Origin of the sequence: Pseudomonas sp. PKS (assembly GCF_051913525.1) — a bacterium.
GTDB classification, from domain to species: Bacteria; Pseudomonadota; Gammaproteobacteria; order Pseudomonadales; family Pseudomonadaceae; genus Aquipseudomonas; species Aquipseudomonas guariconensis_D.
On the sequence record NZ_JBEGDO010000004.1, the window covers coordinates 98,581 to 123,402 of the forward strand.

20 protein-coding genes and 2 pseudogenes are annotated in these 24,822 nt (G+C 64.1%); 7 read left to right on the top strand and 15 right to left on the bottom strand.

Translation table 11 applies throughout. The features are described 5' to 3' along the window. Window positions 1-203: 203 nt before the first annotated feature. Window positions 204-1,199 (top strand): catabolite repressor/activator, encoded by a 996-nt coding sequence (cra, locus tag ABOA88_RS06075; RefSeq protein WP_196169690.1) that lies wholly within the window; start codon window positions 204-206, stop codon window positions 1,197-1,199. Window positions 1,200-1,201: 2 nt separating this feature from the next. Further along, window positions 1,202-1,978: a TatD family hydrolase gene (locus ABOA88_RS06080; RefSeq protein WP_367851370.1), complete on the top strand. Its 777-nt coding sequence runs from the start codon at window positions 1,202-1,204 to the stop codon at window positions 1,976-1,978. A 108-nt stretch (window positions 1,979-2,086) separates the two neighbouring features. Here the strand turns inward: ABOA88_RS06080 and ABOA88_RS06085 are convergent, their stop codons facing one another. The 5 genes and pseudogenes from ABOA88_RS06085 to ABOA88_RS06105 all read right to left on the bottom strand — a co-directional run bounded on the left by ABOA88_RS06085 (window position 2,087) and on the right by ABOA88_RS06105 (window position 8,011). Continuing rightward, a complete protein-coding gene (locus ABOA88_RS06085; RefSeq protein ID WP_419183384.1) occupies window positions 2,087-3,016 on the bottom strand; it encodes a methyl-accepting chemotaxis protein in 930 nt (309 codons plus the stop codon). Next, window positions 2,990-4,105: pseudogene (locus ABOA88_RS06090) on the bottom strand (methyl-accepting chemotaxis protein); the annotation flags it as partial. The gene ABOA88_RS06085 and the pseudogene ABOA88_RS06090, both read right to left, overlap by 27 nt. Before the next feature lie 264 nt (window positions 4,106-4,369). Further along, window positions 4,370-5,200 (bottom strand): regulatory signaling modulator protein AmpE, encoded by an 831-nt coding sequence (gene ampE, locus ABOA88_RS06095; RefSeq protein ID WP_196169693.1) that lies wholly within the window; start codon window positions 5,198-5,200, stop codon window positions 4,370-4,372. Further along, on the bottom strand, window positions 5,197-5,763 hold the full coding sequence (gene ampD, locus ABOA88_RS06100) for a 1,6-anhydro-N-acetylmuramyl-L-alanine amidase AmpD (protein WP_196169694.1): 567 nt from the start codon (window positions 5,761-5,763) through the stop codon (window positions 5,197-5,199). Before ampD ends, ampE begins: the two co-directional genes overlap by 4 nt. A gap of 76 nt (window positions 5,764-5,839) precedes the next feature. Further along, window positions 5,840-8,011, bottom strand: coding sequence for a DUF1631 domain-containing protein (locus tag ABOA88_RS06105; RefSeq protein WP_196169837.1), 2,172 nt, complete (start codon window positions 8,009-8,011; stop codon window positions 5,840-5,842). Between the two features lie 237 nt (window positions 8,012-8,248). Here ABOA88_RS06105 and nadC point away from each other — a divergent pair, with 237 nt between their 5' ends. After that, window positions 8,249-9,097 (top strand): carboxylating nicotinate-nucleotide diphosphorylase, encoded by an 849-nt coding sequence (nadC, locus tag ABOA88_RS06110; protein ID WP_367851368.1) that lies wholly within the window; start codon window positions 8,249-8,251, stop codon window positions 9,095-9,097. Window positions 9,098-9,181: 84 nt separating this feature from the next. Here nadC and trxB read toward each other — a convergent pair whose 3' ends face one another. Further along, window positions 9,182-10,144, bottom strand: coding sequence for a thioredoxin-disulfide reductase (gene trxB, locus ABOA88_RS06115; protein ID WP_196169696.1), 963 nt, complete (start codon window positions 10,142-10,144; stop codon window positions 9,182-9,184). Between the two features lie 326 nt (window positions 10,145-10,470). Between trxB and cysZ the strand changes: the two genes are divergently transcribed. Then, window positions 10,471-11,199 (top strand): sulfate transporter CysZ, encoded by a 729-nt coding sequence (gene cysZ / locus ABOA88_RS06120; protein ID WP_196169697.1) that lies wholly within the window; start codon window positions 10,471-10,473, stop codon window positions 11,197-11,199. A gap of 60 nt (window positions 11,200-11,259) precedes the next feature. Here cysZ and ABOA88_RS06125 read toward each other — a convergent pair whose 3' ends face one another. Next, a complete protein-coding gene (locus tag ABOA88_RS06125) occupies window positions 11,260-11,691 on the bottom strand; it encodes a methyl-accepting chemotaxis protein (protein WP_404694411.1) in 432 nt (143 codons plus the stop codon). A 114-nt stretch (window positions 11,692-11,805) separates the two neighbouring features. Beyond that, window positions 11,806-12,621, bottom strand: a pseudogene (locus ABOA88_RS06130) (PAS domain-containing protein); the annotation flags it as partial. Between the two features lie 133 nt (window positions 12,622-12,754). On the opposite strand from ABOA88_RS06130, the gene ABOA88_RS06135 reads away from it, so the two are divergent. After that, window positions 12,755-13,972: a glycosyltransferase family 4 protein gene (locus tag ABOA88_RS06135; protein WP_196169699.1), complete on the top strand. Its 1,218-nt coding sequence runs from the start codon at window positions 12,755-12,757 to the stop codon at window positions 13,970-13,972. Between the two features lie 172 nt (window positions 13,973-14,144). Here ABOA88_RS06135 and ABOA88_RS06140 read toward each other — a convergent pair whose 3' ends face one another. Then, entirely contained in the window at window positions 14,145-14,627 is a 483-nt protein-coding gene (locus ABOA88_RS06140; protein WP_043213841.1) for a glutathione peroxidase, read from the bottom strand. A 145-nt stretch (window positions 14,628-14,772) separates the two neighbouring features. After that, window positions 14,773-15,258, bottom strand: a complete 486-nt coding sequence (locus ABOA88_RS06145) for an FKBP-type peptidyl-prolyl cis-trans isomerase (RefSeq protein ID WP_070576981.1) — start codon at window positions 15,256-15,258, stop codon at window positions 14,773-14,775. Here ABOA88_RS06145 and ABOA88_RS06150 point away from each other — a divergent pair. Both ABOA88_RS06150 and pta read left to right on the top strand, forming a co-directional pair. Then, complete coding sequence (locus ABOA88_RS06150; RefSeq protein WP_196169700.1) at window positions 15,257-15,559, top strand: DUF3565 domain-containing protein; 303 nt, start codon at window positions 15,257-15,259, stop codon at window positions 15,557-15,559. The genes ABOA88_RS06145 and ABOA88_RS06150 overlap by 2 nt on opposite strands. Before the next feature lie 31 nt (window positions 15,560-15,590). After that, window positions 15,591-17,681 (top strand): phosphate acetyltransferase, encoded by a 2,091-nt coding sequence (pta, locus tag ABOA88_RS06155; protein ID WP_367851367.1) that lies wholly within the window; start codon window positions 15,591-15,593, stop codon window positions 17,679-17,681. 46 nt (window positions 17,682-17,727) lie between these two features. Here the strand turns inward: pta and ABOA88_RS06160 are convergent, their stop codons facing one another. The 5 genes from ABOA88_RS06160 to ABOA88_RS06180 all read right to left on the bottom strand — a co-directional run bounded on the left by ABOA88_RS06160 (window position 17,728) and on the right by ABOA88_RS06180 (window position 24,555). Beyond that, on the bottom strand, window positions 17,728-18,447 hold the full coding sequence (locus tag ABOA88_RS06160; protein WP_043213831.1) for an OmpA family protein: 720 nt from the start codon (window positions 18,445-18,447) through the stop codon (window positions 17,728-17,730). A gap of 94 nt (window positions 18,448-18,541) precedes the next feature. Beyond that, window positions 18,542-19,186 carry an MBL fold metallo-hydrolase gene (locus ABOA88_RS06165; RefSeq protein WP_196169702.1) on the bottom strand — a complete coding sequence of 215 codons (645 nt, stop codon included), beginning with the start codon at window positions 19,184-19,186 and terminating at the stop codon, window positions 18,542-18,544. 209 nt (window positions 19,187-19,395) lie between these two features. Then, on the bottom strand, window positions 19,396-20,088 hold the full coding sequence (locus ABOA88_RS06170) for a sensor histidine kinase (RefSeq protein WP_196169703.1): 693 nt from the start codon (window positions 20,086-20,088) through the stop codon (window positions 19,396-19,398). Continuing rightward, window positions 20,085-21,692: a response regulator gene (locus ABOA88_RS06175; protein WP_367851366.1), complete on the bottom strand. Its 1,608-nt coding sequence runs from the start codon at window positions 21,690-21,692 to the stop codon at window positions 20,085-20,087. The genes ABOA88_RS06170 and ABOA88_RS06175 overlap by 4 nt, the downstream gene beginning before the upstream one ends. Before the next feature lie 148 nt (window positions 21,693-21,840). Further along, window positions 21,841-24,555, bottom strand: a complete 2,715-nt coding sequence (locus tag ABOA88_RS06180) for a LuxR C-terminal-related transcriptional regulator (protein ID WP_367851365.1) — start codon at window positions 24,553-24,555, stop codon at window positions 21,841-21,843. Window positions 24,556-24,822: the final 267 nt, after the last annotated feature.

A 24,822-nucleotide genomic window follows, 5' to 3' on the forward strand; every position in this document is an offset into this window, starting at 1 on the left:
CGCAGACGGTACACGGGGCAGAAAATTTGCCTGCTGAATCGTTTAACCTGACCAGGTGGCCACGTTACTCGATAATCTTCCGACGAAAAAGCCCCATCCTGTCGGACAATTGCGACAATGGTCTCCTGCCCAGGGCCCCGGCGCCAGGTGAAACTACCCGGTCCGGCCTCGCAGGCAGCCCCGGTAATAACAAGGAAAATTCGGTGAAACTCAGCGATATCGCCCGTCTGGCCGGTGTGTCCGTGACCACCGCCAGCTACGTCATCAATGGCAAGGCCGAACAGCAGCGCATCAGCAACAGCACCGTCGAGCGTGTGCGTGCGGTGGTCGAGGCCCATGGCTTCACGCCCAACCCCCAGGCAGCCGGCCTGCGCAGCCGACACACCCGTACCCTGGGCTTCATTCTCCCGGATCTGGAGAACCCCAGCTACGCCCGCATTGCCAAGCAACTCGAGCAGGGTGCCCGCGCCCGCGGCTACCAGTTGCTGATCGCCAGCAGCGATGACCAGCCCGACAGCGAACGCCAATTGCAGCAGCTGTTCCGCGCCCGTCGTTGCGATGCGCTGTTCGTCGCCAGTTGCCTGCCGCCGGATGACGAAAGCTATCGTGAGCTGCAGGACAAAGGCCTACCGGTCATCGCCATCGACCGACGCATGGCCCCCGAATACTTCTGCTCAGTGATCAGCGACGACCGCGACGCCAGCCGCCAACTGGCCCAGAGCCTACTGGATACCCGCCCAGCCAGCATCGCCCTGATCGGCGCACGCCCGGAGCTGTCGGTCAGCCAGGCCCGTGCCGGCGGTTTCGACGAAGCCCTGCTACCGTTCACCGGCCAGGTGCGCCGCTACCAGGGCGAAGCCTTCAGCCGCGAATGTGGCCAGCGCCTGATGCAGCAACTGATCGAGGACTTCGGCGGCCTGCCCGACGCCCTGGTGACCACCTCCTACGTGTTGCTCCAGGGCGTGTTCGATACCCTGCAGACGCGCCCAGCCGACTCGCGCCAACTGCAACTGGGCACCTTCGGCGACAACCAGTTGCTGGACTTCCTGCCCCTGCCGGTCAACGCCATGGCCCAGCAGCACGGCCTGATCGCCGCCACCGCCTTGGAACTGGCCCTGGCCGCAATCGAGGACAAGCGCTACGAGCCCGGCGTGCATGCGGTAGCCCGGACCTTCAAGCAACGCATCAACGCAGTCTGACCATGCGCCTGATCGACACCCACACCCATCTGGACTTCCCCGACTTCGACGCCGACCGCGACCGCCTGCTGACCGACGCGGCGGCGCGAGGCGTGGAGCGCATGGTGGTGCTGGGGGTGTATCAGGCCAATTGGCAGCGGGTGTGGGACCTGGTCTGTGGCGAACAGCGGCTGTTCGCGGCCCTGGGCCTGCATCCGGTGTACCTCGACCAGCACCGCCCCGAGCACCTGGCACAACTGCGCACCTGGCTCGAACGTCTGCGCGGCGACCCACGCCTGTGTGCGGTGGGTGAGTTCGGCCTGGACTATTACCTGCCGGAACTGGACAAGGACCGCCAGCAGGCGTTGTTCGAGGCGCAGTTGCAACTGGCCTGCGACTTCGACCTGCCCGCCCTGCTGCACGTACGCCGCAGCCATGCCCAGGTGATCGCCACCCTCAAGCGCTACAAGCCCGCGCGCGCAGGCATCATCCACGCCTTCGCCGGCAGCTACGAAGAGGCCCGCGAATACATCAAGCTCGGCTTCAGGCTGGGCCTGGGCGGCGCAGCCACCTGGCCCCAGGCCCTGCGCCTGCGCAAGACCTTGCCCCGGTTGCCGCTGGAAAGCGTGGTGCTGGAGACCGACGCCCCGGACATGGCACCGGTGATGTTCCCCGGCGAGCGCAACAGCCCGGAACACCTGCCGGAAATCACCCAAGCGCTGGCCGAGGTGATGGGCATAGAGGCCGAGCGCCTGGCTCAGATCAGCAGCAGCAATGCCTGTGAGCTGTTCGGCTGGTAGGCCATCGTAGGCCCATTCGCGGGTAAACCCGCGAAGAAGTCGCCACGGTTCAGGACAGTGACTCCCACAAGTTCTCCGTGGTTTTCCCCGTTTTACCCGCGAGTCAGGCTAGACGCGAAACGCGCCGATCAGCCGCTTGAGTTCGTCCACCTGGCTCGACAGCGCCCGGCTGGACTCTTCGGTCTGGCAGGCGCCTTGAGTAGTGTCCTGGGCAGCGCGGTTGATCGCCACGATGTTCAGGTCGATGTCATGGGCCACCGCGGTCTGCTGCTCGACGGCCGCGGCAATCTGCTGGTTCTGCTCGACAATGCCGCCCACCGCACCAAGGATGTTGCCCAGCGCCTGTTGCACCTGGCGTGCTTCGTCCACCGTCCCCGCCGCCATCTGGTGGCTGCTGCCCATGGCCTTGACCGCCGCGCCGACGCCCGCCTGCAGACGCTGGATCATCTGGGCGATCTCCTCGGTGGAGTCCTGGGTGCGACGCGCCAAGGTGCGCACCTCATCGGCCACCACGGCAAAGCCCCTGCCCTGCTCGCCGGCCCGGGCCGCCTCGATGGCAGCGTTGAGCGCCAGCAGGTTGGTCTGCTCGGCGATGCTGCGGATCACCTCCAGCACCCGGCCGATGGCCTGGCTGTCACCGGCCAGCTGATTGACCGCAACCACGCTCTGGTCAATCTCCCCGGCCAGGCGGCTGATGCTGTCCTGCTGGTTTTCCACCAGGCCACGGCCGGTGGCGCTCTCGCGATTGACCTGCTGCGCGCCTTCGGCAGCCAGGGCCGCGCTGCGGGCGACCTCCTGGGAGGTGGCACTCATCTGGTTCATGGCCGTGGCCACTTGCTCGATCTGTTCACGCTGGCCACTGACCGCCTGATTGCTGCGCACCGACACGGCCAACACCTGCCCGGCTTGCTCCTCGACCGTCGAGACGGTCCGCCCCACTTGATCGATCAGTTCGCGTATGCGCAACACCGTCTGGTTGAAGCCCTGACCCAACTCGCCAAGCTCATCGCGGCTGCGGGCCTTGAAACTCACGGTCATGTCGCCGGCAGCGACCTTGTCCATGGCCGCGCCCAGATTGCCCAGGGTTTCGCGGATGGACACATAGAAGCCGCTGTCCAGATAGATGATCAAGGCAAATACCGCCAGCAGCGCGGCGACCAACGCGATCATGCGCAGACGGTGCTCGTCCAGGCGGTCCTGCAGTTGCACTTGAAGGTGGGCGAGGATGGCGTCGTTGAGGCGGTAGGTCTGCTCCATCAGGTCGCTGACCTGCTGATAGAACGTAAGCCATGGCGCATCCAGGGTTTCAGCCATCACCACGCGATCTTCGAACAAGGTCGCGGCCTGCTTCACCGTTGCCTGGCTGGCTTCGGCCAGCGCGGCCAAGTCGGTCCTTGCGCGCGGGTCGGCGGCCAGTGCGTCGTCCAGACGAATGCCATAGTCGGCAGACAGCCGCTCCAAGCGTTGCAACAAGTCTTCGAAGCGGGCGCTGCCGGCCGAGTCGATGAAGCCCCGGCCCAACGCCATGGCCCCCAGCGCCCGCCCCTCGCCCAAGGTCTGGGTCACCTGACCGGTAGCGCTGCCCAGCAGCTCGCTTAGATGCCGCACCGAGGCCTGGTGGTCCTGGTCCAGCCCGGATTGGCTAGCCACCTGCTTGGTCAGGACCTGAGCCTGAACCAACAGCTTGTCGAACAGGGCCGCCTTGCTTTGCAGGGACGACTCGTTGCGTGCGCGGGTGAAGATCTCGCTCAACTCTTCGCGTCGGGCCTGTAGCTGTGGGTCGCTCGTGGGGATCGCCTCGAGCCCCGCGGCGACTTTTTTCTCAAGCGTATCGATGCGCTGCTCCAAGTCACCGGCCTGGCCCGACTGGCCCAACATGGCGTTGATCTGCAACAGGTTGCCCAGGGTTTCCAGATCGCTGCGCAGGGTCAGGGCGCCATCCAAGGGGCCCAAGCCCTGCAGCTCGACGCCGGTGGCGTGGAATTCGTCGTAGACGTCGCGCACCAGATAGAAGCTGGTGACCAGCATGGGGACGAAGAACAAAGTGCTGATCAGGCTGAACTTCAAGCCGAAGCTCAGCCGGTCCATCAGGGCGATGGCCGGATAGAGCAAACGCTTCATGCGCATCTCCTTGGATTCTTTTTATTCTGCGAAGTAGCACAAGGCCATTAACGGCCAAGGGACTTGTATATCGCAGATCGAATCCAAGGTTTGTAATTTAAGGTTAAGCGAGGCTTGCGTGGACCCGGCTCACTCGCCAGCAGGCCGACATAGTGCCGCCGCGTCCACAGGTACGGCAGTGTTAGCGAGAGCACCGCTGAACCCTGTAGGAGCGGGTTTACCCGCGAAGAAATCGCCGTTCCCCCGGCAAAGACACCTGCTGGAAAGCGCTCAGACCAATACCGTCCACAGCGCAAAGCAGGCATACCACAGCACCGCGCAGCGCAGCAGCAATTCCCAGAGGCTGTCCAGGCGACCGAGCCCACGCTGGGTGTCTTCCTCCTCGGGCATGCTGTCCGCCACGCGCCCGACCCGCGCCACCAGATGCCCCGCGCTGATGTGCCAGTTGAGCAGTTCATGCAGCATCACCCGCATCACGGCGACAAAGTTGCCCACCAGGGCAAAGCTCAGGGCCAGCACCCGCACCGGCAACCAGTCCAGGGCATGGCGCAACTGCTCGGCGCGTTCCTTGAGTGCCGGCTGTCGGCTGTTCTCTACAGTCAGCGCCAGCAGGCGATAGGCCAAGGCCGCGCCCGGGCCGAGCAGGAAGTACCAGAAAATCACCGCGAAGAAGCTCTGGTAGGCCTGCCACAGCAGATGCCCTTGCACCCGCACCAACAAGCTAGGAGCGTCGTCGGCGACCAGGCCCAGATCACGCTCGGCCACATGCAGTGCGGCCTGGTCATCGGCCCGGCGCCAGGCATCGCGAAACGGCCCTAGGGAGGCCTTGATGTCGCCACGCCCGAGGCTGTAGATCAGCACCACCAGGTGCACCGGCAAGGCCAGCAGGCCGTAGGCCACCGGATCCAGCACGTGCAGCAACAGCACCAGCAACGCCACAGGCGCCAGCACCAGAATCGCCAGCGTCCACCAGGGGTGCACCTTGCCGCTGCGCTCCAGACGTACCAGCTCGCCGATGAAGAACCCGTCGCGCTGCAACCGCTGGCGCAGGGCCGAGAATTTCTCGAACCAGAGCACCAGCACCAACACCAGAAAGCTCATGCGTTGTCCTCACTGCACTGCAGGGCCGCTCGGTAGCGGCGCCAATCGAAAGCCGGGCCCGGGTCGGTCTTGCGTTCCGGGGCGATGTCGCTGTGACCGCAGATACGTCCGAGGTCGATCACCGGCCACGCGCTGCGAATCTGCTCGGTCAGTTGCTTCAAGGTCTGGTACTGGGCGTCGGTGTAGGGCAGCTCATCGGTGCCCTCCAACTCGATACCAATGGAAAAATCATTGCAGCCCTCGCGCTCGCCGAAGCGCGAAACACCGGCGTGCCAGGCACGGTCCAGCAGAGATACGAACTGAGTCACCGCCCCGTCCCGCTCGACGAACAGGTGCGCCGAGACGGTGAGGTGGCAGATGCTTTCGAAATAGGGGTGCTCGGCGGGGTCGAGCCGGTTCTGGAAGAACTGCTGAACCTTGCCGGTGCCGAAACAGGCCGGTGGCAGGCTGATGTTGTGGATGACCAACAGGGAGATGGCTTCGCCTTCAGGGCGCGCGTTGAAATTCGGCGAGGGGCAGTGGGTGACGCCGGAGAACCAGCCAGTCGCACGGTCCAATTGCATGGAGCAGATCCTGAAATCGCCAGGGAGGAGCTGCCAGTATGCCCCGCGCCCGGCAGGCTTGCATGTAAATGATTGTTCAGCGCGCCTGCTGCCCGCGTAATCGCTCAAGCACCGCGTCCAGCGCGCGCTCGAACAACAGGCCGTCGTCAAGCAGGCGAACCTCACCGCGCCGCAGGGCCTGGACCAGTCCGGCGCAGCTCCACTCCCGCACCTTCATGCCGGTGCGATTGGCGAAGACATAGCGGTCGCTGCTGTCGATCACCGCCACCAGCTTGCAGCGCAGGGGCTCGTCGTCATCCCTCACCTCGACCCAGGCACCGATGCGCAGGCGCCGCACCTGTCCCAGCTCAGGGCCTTGCGCGTCCAGGCGCAGCAAAGGGCCGCAGGCCGATTCATCGGCCACCGCCAGGATGATCTGCTCGGCCACCAAGACCTCATCCAGGTCAGGCGCGCCGTCGGAGGATGAAATGTCACCGCCGGCAAAGGCACGCAGGTGCAACTGCTCAAGCCGCAGGAAGAACTCCCGGGTCGCGGCGGCTTCGGTGACCACCCCGGCCAGCCCGTCACGCAGGTTCTTGAGCAGCACCGGCACCTGCTGCAACAAGCGCTCCCGCGCCTGTCGGTCACGGTGTGGAGCAATGCTGGCCAGCAGGGCATCGAGCGTCGCCAGGCCATCGCGCCAGACACTGGAGTCTTCGCCGTCCTTGAGCCAGGCCAGCAGCAGGACCTGGCTCCAGCCGTGCACCAGCATATGCAGCACCGCTTGCGGCAGCATCCGCCCCTGCAGACGCAGGTTCAGTGCCTGCTGTACCCGTTGCCGGGCTTGCAGCGCCCGGGCACGCCCCTCTTCGGCGTCGCGGGTGCGCTGTTCGAGCAGTTCGTTGCGTCGCCGCTCCTCCTGATTGAACGCCAGAAAATCCTCGAGCAGATCGGCGAACACGCGGGAATCATCGGTGAAGTCGTTGAGCAGACGCTGGATCACGCGCTCCACGCGCAGATGCAAGCTGTCGCGCACGCCCTCACTACCGCTTTCCCACCCAATCGCGGCGGCGGCAATCTCGTTGAGCAGACGCCGGGCGGGATGACTGGCACGACTGAACAGGCCTTTATCGAGCAGAGCGACCTTGAGCAGTGGAATGTGCAAGCGAGCGATCAACCCGCGCAGGGACGCAGGCAAGTTGTTGTCGGCCTGGATGAAGTCGAACAGCAGGCCGACCAGATTGAGGGTGTCCTCGTCAGCCGCGTCGATCCGACGACGCGTGCCGCTGCGCACGCTCACCCGCAGCAGCAATTGCTCCAACTGCTGGCCAAGCGAGAAGTCATCCGCCTCGCAGGTGGCCGGTACATAGTGCTGCAGATGCGACAGCAGGCGCAGCAGGTCGGCGGTGCTGATCGGCTGGGCGCTGGCGACCTGCTGCACACGTGGCGCGATTCGGCCTCGGATTGGGACCAGCAGCGCCTGCACGGACTCGAAGAACGCCTGGCCTGCGCCATCGAGCTCCGGCGCTTCGTCACGCGCCAGCTCGGCCGACAGCCGTTGGGCGGATTGGCGACGATCGTCGGCACGACGGCGCGGTGTAGGCTTGAGCTCAGGCAACACACCGGCGTCAGCCAGCAATTGGTTGGCTTGGTCGTACAACTGATCGAGTTCACGCAATACGTAGCGTTCGAACAGCTTGAGCAGGATCAGCTTGACCCTGCGGGTAACGCCTTGGCTGCGCGCGGCCTCCAGGAAATAGCCGCACAGTCGGTCCGGCCCCAGGGGGTTGTCCGGCGCCGCCGTGGCGTTGCCGAGCAGGGCCTGCAGACGCAACGCCAGGTGTTCCAGGGCAAGACCATCACGGGACAGCACGCGACCGACCATGGATTCGAAGGCGGCGGTGCGCGCCAACTGAGCCGAACCGAGCGGGTCCTCGCTGACCGTGAATGCCGAGGCTTCGGCCTGCCCTACCTGGGCAAAGCCGTCATAGAAAGTGTCGAGAAAGCCCCGCTCGATGTGCTTGCGCTTCAGACGCAGGTCGCGCATGGCTTCGAAGTACAGGTTCTGCTCGAAACGATCAGGGGCCTTGTCGGCCATTTCGAAGAGCGTATCGTCGGCATTGTCGAACAATGCCTGCAGCCCCTGGCGCAGTTGCAATGCGGCCTGGTCGCGCACTTGCAGAAGCGGCACCGGGAGGCAAGGCGAGGGCGCATGAGCCCCGCGATCGATGGCGACCGCCAAAGGCACTACCTTGCCTTCTTTCTGCATCCCGGACTCCTTGTGGGTGTTTTGCGTTGGTGTCATGCCAGTCAAAACCATGACGCCAAATACTGGGCGCATTATCGGTAAAAATTCCGATAGCTACTAGAGCGTTCTTCACACGCCAGCAACTGACACTCCATTCGCCACAATGCTCAGCTGTCCCGACCAAAGGTCAGTCCGGTTGCCGCTGTACACGCCGCCCCCCTGCCCTATAATCGCCGCACCTAGCTTGTGGAGCCGACCATGCCGAACCTACGCCTCGCCGACCTGACCGCCGAAATCGAAGCCAACGTGCGCCGCGCGCTGCTCGAAGACATCGGCAGTGGCGACATCACCGCCCAGCTGATTCCGGCCGAGCGCCTGGCCAAGGCAACCATCATCACCCGCGAGGACTGCACCATCGCCGGTACCGCCTGGGTCGATGCGGTGTTCCGCCAGCTCGACCCGCGGGTCGCGGTGCATTGGCAGGTCTCCGATGGCGATCGGGCCACGCCCAACCAGGCGCTGTTCCACCTCGAAGGCCCGGCACGCTCGCTGCTCAGTGGCGAACGCACGGCGCTGAACTTCCTGCAGATGCTGTCGGGCGTGGCGACCCGGGCGCGCTTTCTTGCGGACCTGGTACAGGGCACCCAGGTGCGCCTGCTCGACACCCGCAAGACCCTCCCCGGCCTGCGTCTGGCGCAGAAATACGCAGTCACCTGTGGCGGCTGCCACAACCACCGCATCGGGCTGTACGACGCGTTCCTGATCAAGGAAAACCATATCGCCGCCAGCGGCGGGGTGGCCGAGGCCGTCAACGCAGCGCACCGCATCGCGCCGGGCAAGCCTGTGGAAATCGAGGTCGAAAGCCTGGACGAGCTGCGCCAGGCCTTGGCGGCCGGCGCCGATATCATCATGCTCGATGAACTCACCCTCGATGAAATGCGCGAAGCCGTGAGCATCACCGCCGGCAAGGCCAAGCTCGAGGCCAGCGGCGGCGTGAACGAGAGCACGCTGCGGGTGATCGCAGAGACCGGCGTGGACTACATTTCCATCGGTGCCATGACCAAGGACGTGAAGGCGGTGGACCTGTCCATGCGCCTTAGCCTGTAAGGCTTTTTCAAAGCACAAAAAAACCGGCCATCTGGCCGGTTTTTTTGTATGGAGCCCAAGGCCCCGGTGGACGCTGACGAAGCCTTAGAACGAAGCGTTCGCCAAGCCGTCCAGGTAACGCTCCACGTCCAGTGCAGCCATGCAGCCGGCACCGGCGGAGGTGATCGCCTGGCGATAGACGTGGTCGGCCACGTCGCCAGCCGCGAACACGCCTTCGATGTTGGTGGCGGTGGCGTTGCCTTCACGGCCACCGTTGACCACCAGGTAGCCGTCCTTGAGGGTCAGCTGGCCTTCGAACAGCGAGGTGTTCGGGGTGTGGCCAATGGCGATGAACACGCCGTCGACCTTGATTTCGTCGCTGCTGCCGTCGTTGTTCTTCAGACGTGCACCGGTCACGCCCATGTTGTCACCAAGCACTTCGTCCAGGGTGGCGTTGAGCTTGAGCTCGATTTTGCCTTCGGCCACACGGGCGTGCAGCTTGTCGACCAGGATCTTCTCGGCGCGGAAGGTGTCGCGGCGGTGGACCAGGGTGACCTTGCTGGCGATGTTGGCCAGGTACAGCGCTTCTTCCACGGCGGTGTTGCCACCCCCCACCACCGCAACCGGCTTGTTGCGGTAGAAGAAACCGTCGCAGGTCGCGCAGGCCGAAACGCCTTTGCCCATGAAGGCCTCTTCCGACGGCAGACCCAGGTAGCGAGCGCTGGCACCGGTGGCGATGATCAGGGCGTCGCAGGTGTAGCTACCGCTGTCGCCGCGCAGGGTGAACGGCTTGTTGGCCAGGTCCACGGCGTTGATGTGGTCGAAGACGATCTCGGTCTCGAAGCGCTCGGCGTGCTCCTGCATGCGCTGCATCAGGGCCGGGCCGGTCAGGCCGTGGGGGTCGCCCGGCCAGTTGTCGACTTCGGTGGTGGTGGTCAGCTGACCACCCGCCTGCATGCCGGTGATCAGCAGCGGCTTCAGGTTGGCGCGGGCGGCATAGACCGCGGCGCTGTAACCGGCAGGGCCGGAACCGAGAATGATGACGCGCGAATGACGTACTTCAGACATGTCGAACTCCTGTCGAGACGGCCGCTGGGCCGGCGTCGGTGCACCGGCAGTGCCGGCTGGAATGAAAAGGGACCTACGCAGCGCTTGGGGAAGCCTATGACGCGCAGATCCGAAACCAAAAAGTTGAGCGCACTGTAGCGAGGTCGCAGAGATTAAGGAAATATCCTTCGACAATCCACCTTATAGGCTGGCTCTATCTGCCGAGCAAACCGATAGAAAATCTTCACTCGCTTTTGTTACAGCCCGTTGCTCCCGCGCTGGGTGGCTTTCGTCGACGCCTCAAACTCGGTAAGGTCAGCGCGTTTCCCCTGATCCGGAGCGTCTCGATGCAAGCCCCTGTCCTCTCTGGCCCACAGTACCTGCGCGAAGGGCTGAAACTGGTCATGAGCCCCAGCCTGCGCCTGTTCGTACTGCTGCCGCTGACGGTCAACCTGTTGCTGTTCGGCGGGCTGATCTACTTCGCAGGGCATCAGTTCAGCCTATGGGTCGATACCCTGATGCCCACCCTACCGAATTGGCTGAGTTTTCTGACCTACATCCTGTGGCCATTGTTCGTCGCCTTGGTGATCCTCATGGTGTTCTTCACCTTCACCCTGGTGGCCAACGTCATCGCCGCGCCCTTCAATGGGTTTCTGGCCGAAAAGGTCGAGGTGGTGGTCCGAGGGCAGGATAACTTCCCCGCGTTCAGCTGGGGCGAACTGATCGCCATGGTGCCACGCACCTTTGGCCGTGAAATGCGCAAGCTCGGCTATTTTCTGCCACGGGCCATCGGCCTGTTCATCCTGTCCTTGATCCCGGTGGTCAACGTGGTGGCCGCCCCGTTGTGGCTGATCTTCGGGGTCTGGATGATGGCCATCCAGTACATCGACTACCCAGCGGACAACAACAAGATGAGCTGGCAGGACATGCTCGCTTGGCTGCGCGAAAAGCGCTGGCAGTCGCTGGGCTTTGGCGGCATCACCTACCTGGCGCTGATGATCCCGCTGGTGAACGTGGTGATGATGCCCGCGGCAGTGGCGGGCGCGACGCTGTTCTGGGTCCGTGAGCGCAGCTGACCCAGCGAGGGGGCGCGCTGCGCCCCTTGCGCGGGTACCCCGCCCCCATAGGGCGTGGCATCAATGATTCAACTGGCTGGAAAACTGCCCCACCGCATCCACTACCTTCTTCGCCCCATCCTGGATCTCGACGATCACACTGCCGGTTTCGGCAGCCAGGGTCAGGCCTTGCTCGGCCTGCCGCTTGCTGGTGTCGATGATGTCCACCGCCGCCTGGGCCAGTTGTTCGTTCTGCTGCACCACCTTGGCGATCTCGTCGGTGGCGGTGCTGGTGCGCGAGGCGAGCTGGCGCACTTCGTCAGCGACCACGGCAAACCCTCGCCCCTGCTCACCGGCACGCGCCGCTTCGATGGCGGCGTTGAGCGCCAGCAGGTTGGTCTGCCCGGCAATGTCGCTGATGGTCTTGATGATCGAGCCGATCACCCGGGACTGGGTGTCCAGTGCCTGGATACCTTGGGCGGCATCCTGCATGGAGCTCTCCAGACCGCGCATGACATCGACGGTCTGGGTGACCACTTCGGTCGCCTTGCGGGCACTGGCGTCGGTACCCAGCGAGGTGTTGTAGGCGATGTCCGCAGCCTGGGCCACGGCGATTTCCTGGTTGACCTGGTCGGTGATCACGGTGGCGAACTTGACCACTTTGTACAGCACATCGTGGGCGTCGATGATCGGGTTGTAGGACGCTTCCAGCCACACGGTCCGGCCATGGGCATCCACGCGTTTGAAACGATCAGCGACGAATTCGCCCCGGCGCAACTTGTCCCAGAACGCTTGGTAAGCTGCCGAGTTGGCTTCCTCTGGCTCACAGAACATGCGGTGAGGTTTGCCGCGCACCTGCTCCAGGGTGTAGCCCATCGCATTGAGGAAGCGATCGTTGGCAGTCAGCACTTCGCCCTGCAGGTTGAACTCGATCAGCGCAGTGGAGCGCATCAACGCCTTGATCAGGCTTTCATGCTCGCGAGAAGACTCGATGGTGCGGGTCAGATCGCTGGAGTGCATGCTGAAATGCTTGATCCGCCCGTCACTGCTCTTGACCGGCTGCAGGATCGAACGCAGCCAGGCTTCCTCGCCGTTGCCGCGTAGCAGGCGGAACGCGCCGTTGAGGTGTTCGCCGCGGGTGATGGCGCCTTTCATGCGGTGGTAGAAGTCCAGGTCCTTCACATGAGGCGGCACGATGTCCTCTATGTTGCGCCCAATCAACTGCCCGGCGCTGTACAGCATCTCCTTTTCGAAGTTGCTGTTGACCGACTCGATGCGCCCGTGGGGGTCTAGCTGAAGCACCAACATCTCGCTGTCCAGGCTGCTCTTGACCTGCTCGATGGACATCAGGTCCTCACGCAGCTGTTGGATTTCTTTCTTGAGTTTGCTGTTGAACATGACCGCTCTCCCGGAGCGCACCTCGAGTGTTGAATACATCTGCATCGGCTGGTCCTGGGGGATTCTTGAGTACCCCGCCGGGGAAATTTTCAAGCGTTTTTCCTTCAAAAAAATGGCGTCATCCGCACGTCACAATGACGTCACAGAACCGCAATGCGGCGGGTAGAAACTTTTTGTCATGAACAGACCGCCCCTGCGTATCACCCTTGTCAGCGAGACGTTTCCACCCGAGATCAACGGCGTGGCCAACACCCTGGGTCGCCTCAGCGAAGGGCTGCGCCAACGTGGTCATCAGGTCGAGCTGGTGCGCCCAAGGCAGGCCAGCGACACCCCACAGAGCGAAGGGGATGAGCTGTTGCTCTGCCGGGGCTGGCCACTGCCGGGCTACCCAGGCCTGCAGTGGGGCGAGATCACCAAGCGCACACTGCTGCGCCGCTGGCGTAAGCAACGCCCGGACGTGCTCTACATTGCCACCGAAGGGCCGCTGGGCCTCAGCGCCCTGCGTGCGGCGCGCCAGTTGGGGATTGCCGTGGTCAGCGGCTTTCATACCAATTTCCCGCAGTATTCGGGGCAGTACGGCCTGGGCCTGCTGACGCGCCTGCTCACTCATTACCTGCGCTGGTTTCACCGGCGCACCGCCATCACCCTGGTGCCGAGTGCAAGCCAGCGCCTGGAGCTGGAGCGCCGTGGTTTCGAGCGCCTGGCACTCATGGCCCGCGGCGTCGACGCCTGCCTGTTCAACCCGGCTCGGCGCAGCCAGGCGTTGCGCGAGCGGTGGGGCCTGGGCGCGGATGACATTGCCGTGCTGCACGTGGGCCGCCTGGCCGCGGAAAAGAACCTGGGGCTGCTGCGACCGTGCATGGAGGCCTTGCGCCAGGCTTATCCACAGCGCCGTATGCGCCTGGTCATCGTCGGCGACGGCCCCCAGCGCGAGACGCTCGAACAGCAGTTGCCCGACGCAGTATTCTGTGGCGCCCAACGGGGCGAGGTATTGGCCGAGCACTACGCCAGCGGCGACCTGTTCCTGTTTCCGAGTCTGACCGAAACCTTCGGCAACGTTGTTCTCGAGGCCCTCGCCTCGGGCCTGGCAGTGGTCGCCTATGACGAAGCGGCGGCCGCCCAGCACATCCGCCACGGGCACAGCGGCGCGTTGGCAATGCCGGGCGACCAGGCGGCGTTCATCGACGCGGCCTGCTGGCTGATAGAAGAGCAGGAAACCTTGCGCAGGGTACGTCTGAATGCCCGCCAGCACGCCAGTCGCCAGGGCTGGCCGGCGATCGTCGAGCAGTTCGAAGGGTACCTGGCCAGTGCTTGTCGCCAAGTCGGGATCGTGAACACTGAGCCAGTGAAGACGGATCTGGCGATCAAGCAAGGTTCGACCACACCGCGCAGCTGAGCGCTCGTCGGACTCAAAACGGTGGCCCATTCGCGAGTAAACCCGCTCTCACAGGCCTGCGCCGGCCTTCAGGCTGGCAGAGCCCCTGTGGGAGCGGGTTTACCCGCGAATGGACTGCAACCGCAGGAGATGTTTGGCGACTTGCAGGACTTAAGCCCCGAAGAGATAGGAATCAGGCCAGCGCCTTCTCGATCGCCTGGACCACCGTCGGGTCGTCCGGTGTGGTACGCGGAGCGAAACGCGCCAGGACGCGGCCATCCTTGCCGACCAGGAATTTCTCGAAGTTCCAGGTGATATCCCCGGGGAATTCGGCCCCCTCACCCGCCAGCAGGCGATACAGCGAATGACGCTGCGGCCCGTTGACTTCGAGCTTGGCCCCCAACGGGAAGCTCACGCCGTAGTTGAGGCTGCAGAACGCCTGGATTTCTTCCTCGCTGCCCGGCTCTTGCCCGGCGAACTGGTTGCAAGGCAAACCGAGGACGTTGAAGCCTTTGTCCTTGTAATCCTGGTACAGGTTCTCCAGGGCTTTGTATTGCGGTGTCAAACCACACTTGGAGGCGACATTGACCACCAACACCACCTGGCCCTTGAACGGTGCAAGGGGCAGATCCTCGCCGTTCAGCGCCTTCAACGTCAGGTCGTGAAATGCACTCATGATGACTCCCCTCTCAGGTTCCCGGTTGTCGCAGGGGCGAATTGCGCCCACTAAAAAGGCGCGCGGTCAAACCGTTCACCTTCCCCAAGGAAGGCAAGTCGGCTTGCCCGAGCGCCTGGCGACTCTCTGAGCTTAGCGCAGAAAATCAGTGGTGATGGCCACCTTCACCGTGGATGTGGCGGTGAGCGATTTCTTCGTCGCTGGCGTCACGCACATTGACCACCTTGACCTTGAAGTTCAGGCGCTGGCCGGCCAGCGGGTGGTTGCCGTCGACGGTGATGTCGTCGCCGTCGATGTCGCGGATGGTGACGATCTGCATCTGGCCGTCCGGTGCCGAAGCGTGGAACTGCATGCCCACTTCCAGTTGATCGACGCCTTCGAACAGGCTGCGGTTGAGGGTGCTGACCAGTTCAGCCAGGTACTCGCCGTAGGCTTCCTCAGGCTCGACGGAGACGTTCAGTTCGTCACCGGCTTGTTTACCTTCCAGGGCTTTTTCCAGGCCTGGGATGATGTTGGAGGCACCGTGCAGGTACACCAGCGGCGCACCGCCGGCGGAACTGTCGATGACCTCCCCGGCGTCGTTGGTCAGGGTATAGTCGATGGAGACAGCCTTGTTGGCGGCGATCAGCATGGGGCAAGACCTTTTGCAAAAGAATGTAGAGCGAACAAGTGTAACCAAGGCATCGTCCGATTGCGAACGTACCTCGGGCCATGAAACTCCCGTCAGTCGGGTCACCGGCTTTCATCAGGACGAAGACGGCCACTGGGTGGTCGAGCTCTCCTGCGGCCATACCCAGCATCTACGCCACCAACCGCCCTGGCAGGCCAGGCCTTGGGTGCTCGATGCCCAAGAGCGCCAACGGCACATCGGCCAGGTATTTGCCTGCGGCTGGTGCGCCCAGGGTACCGATAGCGATACCCTTGGCCGTTGATCCCTTGCACCGCTTATTTCGAGAAGCACGCATGCAGACATTTTTCATCGCGCCGACAGATTTTGGTGTCGGCCTGACCTCCATCAGCCTCGGCCTGGTCCGTACCCTCGAGCGCGGCGGGCTGAAGGTGGGCTTCTTCAAGCCGATCGCCCAGCACCACCCTGGCGACACGGGCCCGGAGCGCTCCAGCGAACTGGTCGCCCGCACCCACGGCATCCGTCCTCCCACGCCCCTGAGCCTGGCCCAGGTCGAGCGCATGCTCGGCGACGGCCAGTTGGACGAGTTACTCGAGGAAATCATCCGCCTGTACCAGCAGGCGTGCATTGGCAACGACGTGGTGGTGGTCGAGGGCATGGTGCCCACCCGCTATGCCAGCTACGCGGCCCGGGTCAACCTGCACCTGGCCAAGAGCCTGGACGCCGAGGTGATCCTGGTGTCGGCACCGGAAAACGAAGTACTCAGCGAGCTGTCCGGCCGTGTCGAACTGCAGGCCCAGCTATTCGGTGGCCCGCGCGATCCGAAGGTGCTCGGCGTGGTCCTGAACAAGGTCCGCACCGAAGAGAGCATGGCCGACTTCGCCACCCGCCTGCGCGAACACTCGCCCCTGCTGCGCGGCGATGACTTCCGCCTGCTTGGCTGCATCCCCTACCAGGCCGAGCTCAATGCCCCACGTACCCGCGATGTGGCAGAGCTGCTAGGCGCCCAAGTGCTCAATGCCGGCGACTACGAACAGCGACGCATGAACACCATCATCATCTGCGCCCGCACCGTGGCCAACACCGTGCCGCTGCTCAAGCCGGGCACACTGGTGGTGACGCCGGGTGACCGCGACGACATCATCCTTGCGGTGAGCCTGGCGGCGATCAATGGCGTTCCGCTGGCGGGCCTGCTGCTGACCAGCGACAGCAAGCCGGACCCACGTATCCTCGAACTGTGCCGCGGCGCCCTGCAGGCCGGCCTGCCGATCCTGTCGGTGAGCACCGGTTCCTACGACACCGCCAACCGCCTCAACTCACTCAACCGCGAGATCCCGGTCGATGACCGCGAACGCGCCGAGTTCATCACTGACTTCGTCGCCAGCCATCTGGATGCCGCCTGGCTGCATCAGCGTTGTGGCACACCACGCGAGTTGCGCCTGTCGCCGGCGGTGTTCCGCTACCAGTTGATCCAGCGCGCCCAGCAGGCCAACAAGCGCATCGTCCTACCCGAAGGCGCCGAGCCGCTGCTGGTGCAGGCCGCCGCCATCTGCCAGGCACGGGGCATCGCCCGTTGCGTGCTACTGGCCAAGCCCGAGGACGTCCAGGCGGTCGCTCGCGCCCAGGGCATCACCCTGCCTCCGGACCTCGAAGTACTCGACCCTGAGCTGATCCGAGGGCGCTACGTAGAACCCATGGTCGAGCTGCGCAAGAACCGGAATCTCAACGCCCCCATGGCCGAACAGCAACTGGAAGATCCGGTGGTGATCGGCACCATGATGCTGGCGCTCGACGAGGTCGACGGGTTGGTTTCAGGCCTGGTGCACTCGACCGCCAACACCATCCGCCCTGCCTTGCAGTTGATCAAGACCGCGCCGGGCAGCAGCTTGGTGTCGTCGGTGTTCTTCATGCTCTTCCCCGAGCAGGTGCTGGTGTACGGTGACTGTGTGATGAACCCGCACCCCAGCGCCGCAGAACTGGCCGAGATCGCCCGGCAGAGTGCCGAATCAGCCCAGGCCTTCGGCATCGCCCCACGCGTGGCAATGCTCAGCTACTCCAGCGATTCGGCAGCCAGCGACGAGGAAGTGGAAAAGGTACGTGAGGCCACCCGCCTGGCGCAGCAGGCCGAGCACGACCTGGTGATCGACGGACCGTTGCAGTACGACGCCGCCGCCAACCCCGAAATCGCTCGTCAGCTGGCACCGGCAAGCCCTGTGGCCGGGCGGGCGACGGTGTTCGTCTTCCCGGACCTGAACACCGGCAACACCACGCACAAGGCCGTGCAACGCAGCGCCGACTGCGTCAGCCTCGGCCCGATGCTGCAAGGGCTGCGCAAGCCGGTGAACGACCTGCCACGCGGGGCTCAGGTAGACGATATCGTCCATACCATCGCCTTGACCGCGATTCAGGCCAGTACCGTGCGTTGAAATGAACAGGGGCCGCTACGCGGCCCCTGTCATGTGGATCTGATGCTTACGGGTACTGCTGAACAGTGCCCTGCTGGTCGTACTGCTGACCCGGAATCGGCTTGAGGTTGACCTCCACACGACGGTTCTGGGCGCGACCATTGGCGTCGGCGTTGCTGGCGATCGGCTGGTCCGGGCCCATGCCGCGCACGCTGACGCGGGACGGGTCTACGCCCTGGGAGGTGAGGTAGCTGCTGACGGCCTGGGCGCGACGCTGGGACAGGTCCATGTTGTGCTGACGGCTGCCGGTGCTGTCGGTGAAGCCGACCACCTCGATGGTGTTCTGGTTGAACTGCTTGAACGAGTTGGCCAGGTTGTTCAGCGGCGAGTAGAAGCTTGGGGAGATGTTCGCCGAATCGGTGGCGAAGGTGATGTTGCCCGGCATGATCAGCTTGATCTGATCGCCTTGGCGCTGCACTTCGACACCGGTGTTGGCCATCTTGGCGCGCAGCTCGGCCTCCTGCTTGTCGGCATAGTAACCATAGCCAGCAGCGGCAGCGCCCACCGCGGCGGCGCCGATCAGCGCGCCCTTGCCACGGTTGTTGTGATCGATGGCAGCGCCGGCGATGGCACCGGCCAACGCGCCCAAGCCACCATACTTGGCGGTCTTGCTCATCCCGGTGGAGCCCTGCGCCTGGCCCTGGCTGTCATAGGGGTTCTGGCCGGCACAGCCGGTCATCAGGGCAGCAGCGGTAGCGACGATAATCAGACGACGCATGGTGAACATGGACAAGCTCCTACAGAAATTCGAAAGTGCAAAGGTCACGGATGGCCCTATGCCAGCCTTGGACCGAAGCGAGGCGGAATAATTCCATGAAACCTCACGCCCGCACGAAAGGATTTTCGCGCATTTCGTCGCCAAGGCGAGTATCCGGGCCATGGCCGGTCACCACGACCGCTTCCTCGTCCAGGCGATAGAGCCGCTCCTTGATGGAACGGACGATCGCCCGCTGGTCTCCCCCCCACAAATCGGTGCGACCGATTCCACGGCGGAACAACGTATCGCCCGCGATCAACAGCTTGGCATCGGCGAACCAGAAGCTCATCGAGCCCGGTGTGTGTCCCGGCGTATGCAACGCCACACCGCAGCCACAGGCCAGTTCCTCGTCGTCCCCCAACCAGCGATCCGGCGGCGGCACCGGCGTATAGGGCACGCCGAACATCTGACATTGCATCTGAAGGTTGTCCCACAGCGGCTGGTCGTCCTTGTGCAGATGCAAGGTAGCGCCGGTCAGTTCCTTGAGCTTGCCCGAGGCGAGGAAGTGATCGAAGTGAGCATGGGTGTGGATGATGCTCACCAAGGTCAGGCCATGGGCTTGCAGGCGGGCGAGAATCTTCTCCGGATCCCCGCCCGGGTCGACGACGATCGCCTTCTTGCTGACCGGATCGCCGATCAGGGTGCAGTTGCACTGCAACGGACCGACAGGGAAGGTTTCCCGGATGAGGCTGGGAGATTGCGGATTCATGTGCGTTTGGTCCTGCTCGTGTTTAGACAGAAACCATACAAGAAAAACCCCAGGCTCCCCACACCAATGACGCTGAACTGAAGAGCAACTGTCTCGCTTCGTGGCGCCTTCTTCGCGGGTAAATCCGCTCCTACCTGGCCCGCGTTGCCCCTTGCGAGAGCGGGTTTACCCGCGGACGGGGCTTGTACAAAAACGTGTTCAGCGCAGCATCAAGGCAGATACAACCGGAACAGCCCGCCCCCCAGCACCCCGCCGTTGGTGATCTCGATCCGCCCGCGCACGCCATTGCGCTCATGCAGGGCGGCGATGCGGGCGGCGAAGTACAGGCCAAGGCCGGTGCTGCCGGTGCTCGAGTCGATGCCCTGGACGTAGTCCTGCTGGCGTTCGAGCATGCGCTGTGGATAACCGGGGCCGTCGTCGTTGACGCTGATCACCAGTTGCTCCCCCACGTCCTCGATGCTGATCAGCAAGGCGTGACCGGCATGGCGAATGGCATTGGTGAGGACGTTGCCCACCACCGAAGCGACCAGCTCGCGGTCAAAGAAGCCCAGCGGGCTTTCGGTCTCGAGGCGCCAGCTGGCGAGGATGTCGCGATGCACCAGCACCTCTTGCTGGGCGGCGAGCTGGGCTTCGATGAAGTCGTCCAGTTCGTGGTAGTCCGGGCAGATCGGCAACTGGTTGATGTCCAGCTTGTACAGGCCCAGCAACTGCACCAGCATGCCGTTGAGGTGGCGGAACTCATGCTCCATCACGCCTTGCTCGCTGCCGCCGTGCAGCACTTCGGGCAGACGCGCCAACCATTGGTCATGGGCCTGGATCAACGCGGACAGCGAGTTTTTCATGTCGTGCACGGTAGAAGCGATCACCGTGGAGAAATCCAGCCCCTGCTCGTCTCGATTCATGCGCCGAACACCCGGATATGCAGTTTGCGGTAGCGATCGTAGCGGTTGTCACTGGCCGGAATGCCAGCGACGCTCTGCAGGCAGTTGCGACACTCCTGCATCAATGCAGGCGCCGGGTTTTCGCCCCCGATACGCAGCAGCGCCTGGGCCGTGTTCAGTGCAATGCTGATGTTCTTGGGCTGCAACGCCAGCGCTCGGCGGAACATCTCCAGCGCCTCGTTGAGCTGGCCGCCCTGGTAGCTGCGCACGCCCTGGCGATTGAGGTCCACCGCCTCGGTGACAGCGCCGAGCACGCTGGGGTCTTCGGTGAGCTTGGCCACGCTCTGCATGACCTTGGGGTCGTCGCCGTAGGTTTCCACACAGCCCTTGAGGATGCTGGTGCCGGCCGAGGCCTGGCCCAGTTGCTGCAACTGCTTGGCCACGGCCAGGGCCGCTTCGACCGAGAAGAACTGGTCCATCTTTTCCAGGCGCTGCATGGCCTGCTCGGTGAGTTTGCCCGCCGTTTCTTCGTCACCGGCCTGTTGCAGACTGGCGGCTTTCATCAGCCTGGCACGCACCTGCAGGCCCTGGTCCTCGACGTTTTCCTTGGCGACTTCGCTGAGTACCGTGTTGATCTCGACGCGCGTGCGTGCATCCAGGCCATTGCCAGCGTTCTTGCTCATCAACGCCTGGACCAGGCCCAGATTGCTCTCCGGGCTCTTGTGGCGAGAACTCTGGCCTTGGTTGACGGCGTGACGATAGGCCTTGGAGGCGCTCTCGAAGTCCTCGTTGTCCAATGCCAGCTTGCCCAGCGCCGCCTGCCGACGTACCGCCAGGGGCGACAGGCGCACGGCCTCTTCGAGCATGTGCTGGGCCCGCTTGGTCTCGCCCTGGGCCACCAGCACTTCGGCCATGCCATCGTACAGCCCCGGCATGATCGGGAACGCCTTGAGCGCCTGCTCATAGACGCCCTGGGCCTGGGCATGCTGGCCACGCTTGTGCAACAGGCTGCCAAGGGCTGCATAGACCCAGGGCTGGGGGCGGCTGGCAAGGATGCTGGTGAGGAACTTCTCCAGCTCCTCGAAGCGGTTCAGATCGCGCAGCGCGTCAGCGCGATAGCGCAGGCACAGCGGGGCGAAGCGTGGGTCCTTCTTGCACAGCTCGGCGCAGGCCGCCAGCACTTCGGCAGGGCGTGCACGGTCCAGGGCCTGGAGAATCGGCTTGAGCAGGGTCTTGCGCTGAACGAGTTTTTCCAAGCGCTGGGCCAGGCCCACACGGTTGAACGGTTTGGTCAGATAGGCATCAGGCTCATGTTCGAGGGCGCTCAGGACGATGGACTGGCTGCTCTCGGCGGTGACCATGATGAACACGCATTCATGGCTGATCAGCTTGTCCAGCAGCAGGTCTTCGAGCACCTGCTGGCCGTTCTTCTTGCCGTCGCCCAGGTGGAAATCCTGGAGGACGAAGTCGTAGCGCTTCTGCGCACACATGCGCAAGGCTTGCTCGCCGCTGTCGGCGGTATCCACGTCACGCACACCCAGCTCACGGAGCATGGAGCGGGTCGAGGTGCGAAAGTCGGTGAAGTCGTCGACGATCAGGAAGCTTTTTTGCCCGTACTGCAGCATCAACACGACCCTGTATTGGCAAGAGTTGGAGAATGGTCCGTGGCGATGCGTACCGCCGAACAGGCTATCGGCAGCGAGTCAGGAAAGATGAGCCCGCAATGGCCGGCCAGAATAATGGCAATGCGCCATTATCCAATTCGATCAACGATCAAGCAAGCAGCCCCAGGCTCTTGGCCTTGGCCACGGCCTGTGTGCGACGCTCCACGCCAAGCTTGCTGTTGATATGACTGGCGTGGGTCTTGACGGTATGCAGGGAAATGAACAGCCGCTCACTGATCTGCTGGTTCGAACAGCCCTGGGCGATCAACTCGAGCACCGCCAGCTCACGTGCACTGAGCGCCTCGACGTTTTCCGGGACCGCAGCAGGGCGAGGCAGGCGGGCGAGCAATTCAGCCTGGACTTGGCAGGCCGGGCGCATGGCCAGTTGCTCACGCAGCCATTGGGGCTGCTGCTCGAGCAGTCGCTGGAAGGGTTGCAGCACGCCGCCCCGGGCAGCCTCGAGGGCTTGAGGCAGCATGGCCGCCGCCTCCTGCTCCTGCCCCTCGGCCAGCAACAGCGCCATCCATTGGCACAAGGCATTGACCACCTGCATCATGCCGCCACTGCCCTGACCACGCTCCACCAGCGCGCGCAGACGCTCCATCGCCTCCAGGGGCCGCGCCAGCACGGGCTCAAGCAGCGACTGCTGCAACTCGATGTGCAGCGCCAGCAAGGGGTGGAACTCCGGCGCCGCCGCCGGTCGCTCGCCGCCATAGGTCTGGCCCAGACGCAACAGCCAGGACCCGGCAAGGTCGGTACGCCCCTGGGCCAGCCACAGCTCGCACTTCACCAGGGTGATCATGGCCAGGTAGAAGATCGGCGGCACATCCCAGATGTGCATCAGCCGCTCGGCCTCGGCCAGTTCGGCGAAGGCCTCGGCGAACCGGCCCTCCCGACCGTCGAGCGAGGCGATCACGCAGTGGCCGATCAGCACGCTGATATCGCGGCACGCCCGCGCCTCGCTGAGCCCGGCACGCAGCCGCGCCCGGCCCTGGGCGGGCTGCAGGCGCGAGACCAGCAGATACCCCTCATACAAGGTCAGCCGGGCGCGTACGGCATACAAGCGTTGCGCCGACAGCCCTTGCAGACGCTGCAGGCCTTGGCGCACCTCATCCAGGGCACGCAGCACCTCGCCCCGGGCGTGCAGTACACGCGCCCGATCGTAATGGGCCAGGGCCTCGAACAAGGGATTGCCGACGCGCTGCGCCAGTTCCAGGGCTTCTCGGTTCCAGCCTCGGGCCCGCCAGAAATCGCCATCGGCGATCGCCAGGTTGGACAGCGTCGACAGGCAGACCAGGCGCTGGCCATAGCGCTTGTAGGGCAGGCTGCGCAGCGCCTCGCCACAGTAGGCCAGGGTGCGTTGACGATCCCCCCGCCCCCGGGCGATCACCCCGCTCAATGCCAGCCACTGGGCGAGCATGGATTTCTGTGCAGTGGCCGAAGGGGCTGGCAGAAAACGGCTCAGGTGCGCCGCCAGTTCCTCGGCCGCATCAAGCTGGCACGCCAGGCCCAAGGCCCAGCTGTACAGCACGATCAGGCGCGGGGTGCTGATCAGGAGGCTGTCGGGCAGGTCCATCTTCCAGCGCAGCAGCATGCCGACATTCTGCTCGGCCAGCAGTTGCTCTTCAGACAGGCTCTGCACCAGGTCGGCGGCCACGTCCAGATGCCCCGCGCGCAAGGCCTGTTCCACGGCCTCGTCGAGCAAGCCTTGGGCCTGGAACCAGCGGCACGCCCGCAGGTGCAGGGCGCCTAACGGCTGGCTGGCCTGACGGCTGCGCAACAGGTCGGAGAACAAATGGTGATAGCGGAACCAGCGGCCATGTTCGTCCAACGGCACCAGGAACACCTGGTGGGCCTGCAGGTACTTCAAGATGCCGGCGCTGTCCTCGCGGTCCCGCAGCGCATCGCACAGCTCAGCGCAGAAGCGCTCCTGACAGGCGGTGTCGTAGAGAAACGCCTGCACATGGGCCGGCAGGATCTCGATGACCTCTTCGAGCAAGTAGTCGCGAATCAGCCCTTCGCCGCCGTGCAAGGCCTGGGGCAAGGCGTTGTCCTCGCCGGACTCGCTGGCCGCCAGTTGCCAGAAACGCAGCCCGGCGACCCAGCCGTCGCTGCGCTGGATCAGGTTGTCCAGCGCCTGCCCGCGCAGCCCCGTGGGTTGGCGGCCGATCACCGCCAAGGCTTCGTCGGGCGTCAGGCGCAGGTCCTGCTCATTGAGCTCGACCAGTTGGCGCGACAGGCGCAATCGCGCCAGGTGCCAGTCCGGTCGCTGGCGGCTGGTGACCAGCAGGACCAGGCCGTTGGGCAAATGATTGAGGAAGAACTGCAGGCAACGGTCCAACACAGGCCCCTGGGCCAGGTGGTAGTCGTCCAGCACCAACAACAAGGGAGAATCCGGCTGCAGGTAGAGCGCGAGCTCGTCGAGCAGGCCATCGAGCCACTGTTCGAAGGCGAACGGTTGGTGACGCTGACGCATCTTCAGCAGCCCCATGGCCTGGCCACCCAGGGCCGGACAGAACTGCTGGAGGCCTTCGAGCAGGCGTTCGAGGAAGCGGCCGGGATCAGCATCGCGCTGGCTGAGGCCAAGCCACAGGCTGCGCCAGTGAACGGGCAAGGCCTGACAGAACTCGATAGCCAGGGAGCTTTTACCGAAGCCCGCCGGGGCATTGACCAGCAACAGACGTCCATCGAGCCCCAACTGCAGGCGCTGGCACAGCCGCGATCTGGGTACATGGCCGTCAGGCAGGGGTGGCCGGAAGAAACGCCCGTCCAACAAGCCGAAAGCCTGACTGGCAAATCCATGCGTACGGGACAGGTCTGTCATGGCCGGCTCGTTCTGGGTGGAGGACTACGGCGGGTATGGATGGTTGCGAGACTAGCCGGTAACGCCGCGCATTTGAAGATGATGGCTGCGGTTAGCAAGAAAAAGACTACAACAAAAAGAAACAAGGCCGATGGCGGGAATGAACAGGCATTGGATGCGTGAATGGCAAGGAGGGTGTTCAAATCTTGGGGGGTGATTTGCAGCCCTCGCGGGCTTGGCCAGCACCTACCGGCTGTCGACCCTGGAAACGAGGTGGAGCGCTGTAGG

Bases quoted from the DNA above. Each gene is read 5' to 3' on its own strand.
- ABOA88_RS06165 (WP_196169702.1), bottom strand. From the start codon at position 19,186: ATGAATCCGCAATCTCCCAGCCTCATCCGGGAAACCTTCCCTGTCGGT.
- cysZ (WP_196169697.1), top strand. From the start codon at position 10,471: ATGCAAGCCCCTGTCCTCTCTGGCCCACAGTACCTGCGCGAAGGGCTG.
- ABOA88_RS06170 (WP_196169703.1), bottom strand. From the start codon at position 20,088: ATGAATCGAGACGAGCAGGGGCTGGATTTCTCCACGGTGATCGCTTCT.
- ABOA88_RS06175 (WP_367851366.1), bottom strand. From the start codon at position 21,692: ATGCTGCAGTACGGGCAAAAAAGCTTCCTGATCGTCGACGACTTCACC.
- ABOA88_RS06150 (WP_196169700.1), top strand. From the start codon at position 15,257: ATGGGGCAAGACCTTTTGCAAAAGAATGTAGAGCGAACAAGTGTAACC.
- ABOA88_RS06145 (WP_070576981.1), bottom strand. From the start codon at position 15,258: ATGCTGATCGCCGCCAACAAGGCTGTCTCCATCGACTATACCCTGACC.
- ABOA88_RS06105 (WP_196169837.1), bottom strand. From the start codon at position 8,011: ATGCAGAAAGAAGGCAAGGTAGTGCCTTTGGCGGTCGCCATCGATCGC.
- ampD (WP_196169694.1), bottom strand. From the start codon at position 5,763: ATGCAATTGGACCGTGCGACTGGCTGGTTCTCCGGCGTCACCCACTGC.
- ABOA88_RS06140 (WP_043213841.1), bottom strand. From the start codon at position 14,627: ATGAGTGCATTTCACGACCTGACGTTGAAGGCGCTGAACGGCGAGGAT.
- ampE (WP_196169693.1), bottom strand. From the start codon at position 5,200: ATGAGCTTTCTGGTGTTGGTGCTGGTGCTCTGGTTCGAGAAATTCTCG.
- trxB (WP_196169696.1), bottom strand. From the start codon at position 10,144: ATGTCTGAAGTACGTCATTCGCGCGTCATCATTCTCGGTTCCGGCCCT.
- ABOA88_RS06080 (WP_367851370.1), top strand. From the start codon at position 1,202: ATGCGCCTGATCGACACCCACACCCATCTGGACTTCCCCGACTTCGAC.
- ABOA88_RS06160 (WP_043213831.1), bottom strand. From the start codon at position 18,447: ATGTTCACCATGCGTCGTCTGATTATCGTCGCTACCGCTGCTGCCCTG.
- nadC (WP_367851368.1), top strand. From the start codon at position 8,249: ATGCCGAACCTACGCCTCGCCGACCTGACCGCCGAAATCGAAGCCAAC.
- pta (WP_367851367.1), top strand. From the start codon at position 15,591: ATGCAGACATTTTTCATCGCGCCGACAGATTTTGGTGTCGGCCTGACC.
- ABOA88_RS06180 (WP_367851365.1), bottom strand. From the start codon at position 24,555: ATGACAGACCTGTCCCGTACGCATGGATTTGCCAGTCAGGCTTTCGGC.
- ABOA88_RS06085 (WP_419183384.1), bottom strand. From the start codon at position 3,016: ATGACCGTGAGTTTCAAGGCCCGCAGCCGCGATGAGCTTGGCGAGTTG.
- ABOA88_RS06125 (WP_404694411.1), bottom strand. From the start codon at position 11,691: ATGCGCGGTCTGGAGAGCTCCATGCAGGATGCCGCCCAAGGTATCCAG.
- ABOA88_RS06135 (WP_196169699.1), top strand. From the start codon at position 12,755: ATGAACAGACCGCCCCTGCGTATCACCCTTGTCAGCGAGACGTTTCCA.